Genomic DNA, 4,050 nt, shown 5'->3' with positions numbered 1-4,050 from the left:
CGATTATATTTTTATTTCAGAGATATAGCAGCGATTGTATATATGCTTCACCAGTATATGAATGAAACAACCCTGACAGGGTTTGGAACCCTGTCAGGGTTAAACGGTGAGGGTATTCAAATACATTTGTGAACCAGGAGTTCGGGAACGAGCTGGGGAAATGTTCAAAACCCGGTTTTTTAATTGGAATTTTGGAATTTGGAATTTGTTTCGAATTTCGTACTTCGAACTTCGGATTTTTTATTTCTTGCTTGTTTGGTTCCGGCTTAATGATAGGATTTTGTAGTAGTTTCCTGTTGCTCCGGAGGGGTATAAGGATACATTACATCTTTTACCTTTTCTCCCAAAACGGCAATGTCATTTAAATTATTAGAGCCAAGGCCGTAACTGCTTGCGAGTTGTATGTGGTTGTAGCAATTCACAAATGGAGGATAGGGGTAAGCCGTTTCCGGTGAAAACCCCATTATTGCGGTTCCTATACTATCCACTGCAACTGCATTATCGCCTGCTACCAATACCCCTGAAGTTGCGTAAGAGATGTTTTTTACCCACGGACCCTCGCCCTTATCGATGGCAGATATGCCGTCTATAAACGCAAAATCAATCGGAAAAGCCCTTGCAATATCCACTATATTATAAGGGATTTGAGTTCTTTGGTCGGGAGAGTGTACGTACTGCATGCGTGCGCCATTTCCATTTGTTCCATATTTTTGAATGGGCAACAGACCAATCATGTTTTTCAAAGACAGGGTAACTCCTGCCGAGCTGTGGACTTTTAATTTTGAGACGGTGATAAGGCAATCTGTTTCGGCAATATGATTGTTCACCGCGATAGAGTTGTAAATAAGCCCTCTTTCAATGTCTACATGAGTGAAATCAGGATAAGGGTCTGCCTTATTCAGATCAATCAATGTTGCTTCGAGTTGAGAGGCAATTACGTCATATCCAAGCGCCGTGAATGCCTCCATTGTATTTGATGGATGTGTGGAGCCTTCAACGATAAATAATGAACCAGCGCCAAGATCAAGCAATACCTCTCCAAGCGCCTTCACCACCAGCGGATTTGTAACGTACGTATCGCCAGCAGGCAGGTCGAGACAATCTTTGGTTGCAACAAGATTTATTTTAAGGGATATTTTATCCCCATACGAAAAAAAGGGATTAATCTGATACAGGCTTGCAACCATTTCCCCAATACAGTTTTTAAGCTGTTGAAAGTCGTTTTTGTCGTAAGAGGTATATTTTTTAATGTATACGGAGTGTTTTTTTTGCTGAAGTCCTCCGTAACTGGTAAAAATGGTAGGAAAAGTGCTCATGGCAAATGTTCCTGCCGTTCCCTTGAGAAAATCTCTTCTGGTATAATCCTTGCATCGTACACGCATACATTTCTCTCTTTTTGGTGTTATCAGTATCTGTTTCCCGGGAAAATAACATCTCTCTGGATACATTGCATACGTCTCTTTGTGCTCCCCTATATCACAATGTAAATGTTTACAGATGGTGGACCATTTAAGGAAGCGCCTTAAAGATGTGGATAGGGAGAGGATCCTTTTATTTTCGATGATTTTGCTGTACTCATGATTAAGAAACACTATGTTTTAGAATATTGTAAAGCTCATCTTTTAAAGCAAGCCTGCGTTTTTTTAGTTCTTCAAGCGCAGTGTCCGACCGTGGTTCGATATCGTATTCAACACGGTACACCTTCCGATCGAGTTTGTGGTACTCATCAAAAAGTTTTTGAAAGTGTTCGTCAGACATTTTAAGGTCATGGATTTTGTCCCTAAATTCAGGAAATTCATTTGCGAGGGCATGGTGTTCGCTTTGCATTGTGCATCCTCTTTCTTACGTTTTAACGAATTAAGCTCGACTGGTAATTTCTATAAGGTGGTAGCCAAATTGCGTACAGATTGGTCCGTGAACTTTTCCTACTTCATCCCTGAATACTACCTGGTCAAATTCCTTAACCATTTGCCCTGGTCCGAATTCTCCAAGATCTCCTCCCTGTTTGCCTGATGGACATTGCGAATACTGCTGGGCCATTGTTGCAAATTCTTCTCCATTTTGAATTTTTGATTTAATATCTTCGCATTCCTGTTGAGTTGAAACCAGAATATGACGCGCCCGTGCTCTTACCATGCGATACTCCTTTCGTAGTTTAAAATGATTAATTATCTGTACTATTTCACTGAAAAATTGCATAAAAGCCGAATTTTATTTCTGGCTCTCGTTCACACATGTTAGGCCAATAATTCTTTTTCCCCGGTTAAGAGCGGTGTTGAAGAAGGCCTTCAGCAACTCCACAAGGGGGATTTATGGAGTTGTTCCACACACCACATAAACTATTCATAAAAAATAGCAGTACAAATTTTAGACTATACCTGTCTTCAGGAATTTACTTACTATTTGTTTGCCAATCTCCATAATGTTAAGTTTTCCCCACGCATTCAGCTTTGACCGTTCCCTTTTAAACTCATAAACAGGAACAGAGGTTCCGCAGGAAGTCTGTGCTGAATTGATTTTAAGCAGGATAATCTGGCGTTTCCCGTGAATATGCTGAAAATGCCGGTAGTATTCGCTCCACTTCACGTCGTCTTGCCGGACCACTTCGCCTTTCCCATATAAACGAAGTATCATGGGATCTTTGTCAAAGCTGCAGAACATCATCGCCATTCTGCCATTTTCTTGTATGTTCATAGCGGTATTATTCCCACTGCCTTTCAAGTCCAGGTAAATAATCGTCTTGCGGTCTAAACACCTGAATGTATCCATGCATTTTGGAGAAATAGCAATATTGCCATTTTCAGGAGCAGTTGCAACAAAAAACATCTTCTGCCGGGAAATAAACTCTTGCAATTCCTTGTTAAGTTCATTAAAAGATTCTGACATTTCATACCTTTATTAATGACCCTGTGGAAATTACGTTGTCAAAATTTACTTATAAGACAATAAGGGAAATAACAATATGGGGAAATTGTCCAAACACACATCATCGTAATCCGGCGCAGGTAGTGACAGATTATCAAATAAAAATACTCGCCACGCACCTGATAATTATAACAGGCGCCTATTTTAAATGCGACATAAACGTATAGTTTTCTCTGTTGATACTCATAACCGCAAAACCCCGCTACAGAACCAATAGAGGGCATGCTTCATCCCAAACTCACATAGAGCTTATAATATGAAAACACCTAAAGAATAAAATATTTTTTCAGGTCTTTGAAATAGATAACAAAATATATCTTTATTTTCAATGCAAAAGAATAAAGTGGCTTGCCTTGCATTTCTTTTTACAAAAGCGGAAAACATTTTATATGTAGTAAACCAATCGATGAAATATTGGTAACTATTCAGCGTGATTTATTAAACTACCGGAGATCAGAGCGCAACTCGTTGCCAAACCTTGTACTGAACATAGTGAAGTATATGTTTGGGAACGAGCCGTGTATCGTTTACGATGAATAGTTACCCCAAATTTCAATTTTCAAATGTTCAAAACCCGTTTTTTCATTGGGATTTTGTATTTTTGAATTTGTTTCGTATTTCGTGCTTAGAATTTCGTATTTCACCATTAAATATTTTGCCGAAAAAAGAGGAAAATACATGATTTATCTGATAATTTGCACGGTTTCACTGATAGTATCCGCCTTAACTCTCTTTTCCGGTTTTGGTTTGGGGACACTGCTTATGCCGGCCTTTGCGCTTTTTTTCCCACTGGAGGTGGCCATTGGCGCAACGGCCTTCGTCCATCTTGCAAACAATATATTTAAAGTCGTGCTGGTCGGGAAGAGGGCGGACATTCGGGTCGTACTTACATTTGCTATTCCCGCATCAGGCATGGCTATCGTCGGGGCGTTATTACTGAACTATTTCAGCGGCATGCAGCCTCTCGCCGAGTATGTGCTTGCCGGAAAAGTCTTTTCTATTGTAACACTTTAGTTCTTTGAAAAATTAACAAGCGATATTATAAGTTAAGCCGGAAGTGGTTTTTGTTAAAAGAGCTTTTTTGGCGTATGCCAGAAGGTTTTCCACGGGGTTGTCTCCTTGCAA

The 4,050-nt window shown here is 39.9% G+C and carries 6 protein-coding genes; 2 read left to right on the top strand and 4 right to left on the bottom strand.

Translation table 11 applies throughout. The annotated features are described in order from the left end of the window. Positions 1–266: 266 nt before the first annotated feature. The 4 genes from QZT26_RS16685 to QZT26_RS16670 all read right to left on the bottom strand — a co-directional run bounded on the left by QZT26_RS16685 (position 267) and on the right by QZT26_RS16670 (position 2,886). Positions 267–1,448 (bottom strand): DUF362 domain-containing protein, encoded by a 1,182-nt coding sequence (locus tag QZT26_RS16685; RefSeq protein ID WP_295103748.1) that lies wholly within the window; start codon positions 1,446–1,448, stop codon positions 267–269. 133 nt (positions 1,449–1,581) lie between these two features. Beyond that, positions 1,582–1,827, bottom strand: coding sequence for a YdcH family protein (locus tag QZT26_RS16680; protein WP_099326398.1), 246 nt, complete (start codon positions 1,825–1,827; stop codon positions 1,582–1,584). 30 nt (positions 1,828–1,857) lie between these two features. Further along, on the bottom strand, positions 1,858–2,136 hold the full coding sequence (locus tag QZT26_RS16675; protein ID WP_099326399.1) for a peptidylprolyl isomerase: 279 nt from the start codon (positions 2,134–2,136) through the stop codon (positions 1,858–1,860). Positions 2,137–2,367: 231 nt separating this feature from the next. Further along, positions 2,368–2,886 carry a pyridoxamine 5'-phosphate oxidase family protein gene (locus QZT26_RS16670; protein WP_099326400.1) on the bottom strand — a complete coding sequence of 173 codons (519 nt, stop codon included), beginning with the start codon at positions 2,884–2,886 and terminating at the stop codon, positions 2,368–2,370. A gap of 35 nt (positions 2,887–2,921) precedes the next feature. Between QZT26_RS16670 and QZT26_RS16665 the strand changes: the two genes are divergently transcribed. Then, a complete protein-coding gene (locus QZT26_RS16665) occupies positions 2,922–3,092 on the top strand; it encodes a hypothetical protein (protein ID WP_164995304.1) in 171 nt (56 codons plus the stop codon). A 511-nt stretch (positions 3,093–3,603) separates the two neighbouring features. Then, complete coding sequence (locus tag QZT26_RS16660) at positions 3,604–3,939, top strand: TSUP family transporter (protein WP_295103743.1); 336 nt, start codon at positions 3,604–3,606, stop codon at positions 3,937–3,939. Positions 3,940–4,050 lie beyond the last annotated feature (111 nt).

This window comes from uncultured Candidatus Kuenenia sp., from assembly GCF_900696675.1.
GTDB classification, from domain to species: Bacteria; Planctomycetota; Brocadiia; order Brocadiales; family Brocadiaceae; genus Kuenenia; species Kuenenia stuttgartiensis_A.
The sequence above is the reverse complement of the archived record's forward strand: the minus strand, read 5'-3'. Positions and strand labels throughout refer to the sequence as shown.

Bases quoted from the DNA above. Each gene is read 5' to 3' on its own strand.
- QZT26_RS16685 (WP_295103748.1), bottom strand. From the start codon at position 1,448: ATGTATCCAGAGAGATGTTATTTTCCCGGGAAACAGATACTGATAACA.
- QZT26_RS16680 (WP_099326398.1), bottom strand. From the start codon at position 1,827: ATGCAAAGCGAACACCATGCCCTCGCAAATGAATTTCCTGAATTTAGG.
- QZT26_RS16675 (WP_099326399.1), bottom strand. From the start codon at position 2,136: ATGGTAAGAGCACGGGCGCGTCATATTCTGGTTTCAACTCAACAGGAA.
- QZT26_RS16670 (WP_099326400.1), bottom strand. From the start codon at position 2,886: ATGTCAGAATCTTTTAATGAACTTAACAAGGAATTGCAAGAGTTTATT.
- QZT26_RS16660 (WP_295103743.1), top strand. From the start codon at position 3,604: ATGATTTATCTGATAATTTGCACGGTTTCACTGATAGTATCCGCCTTA.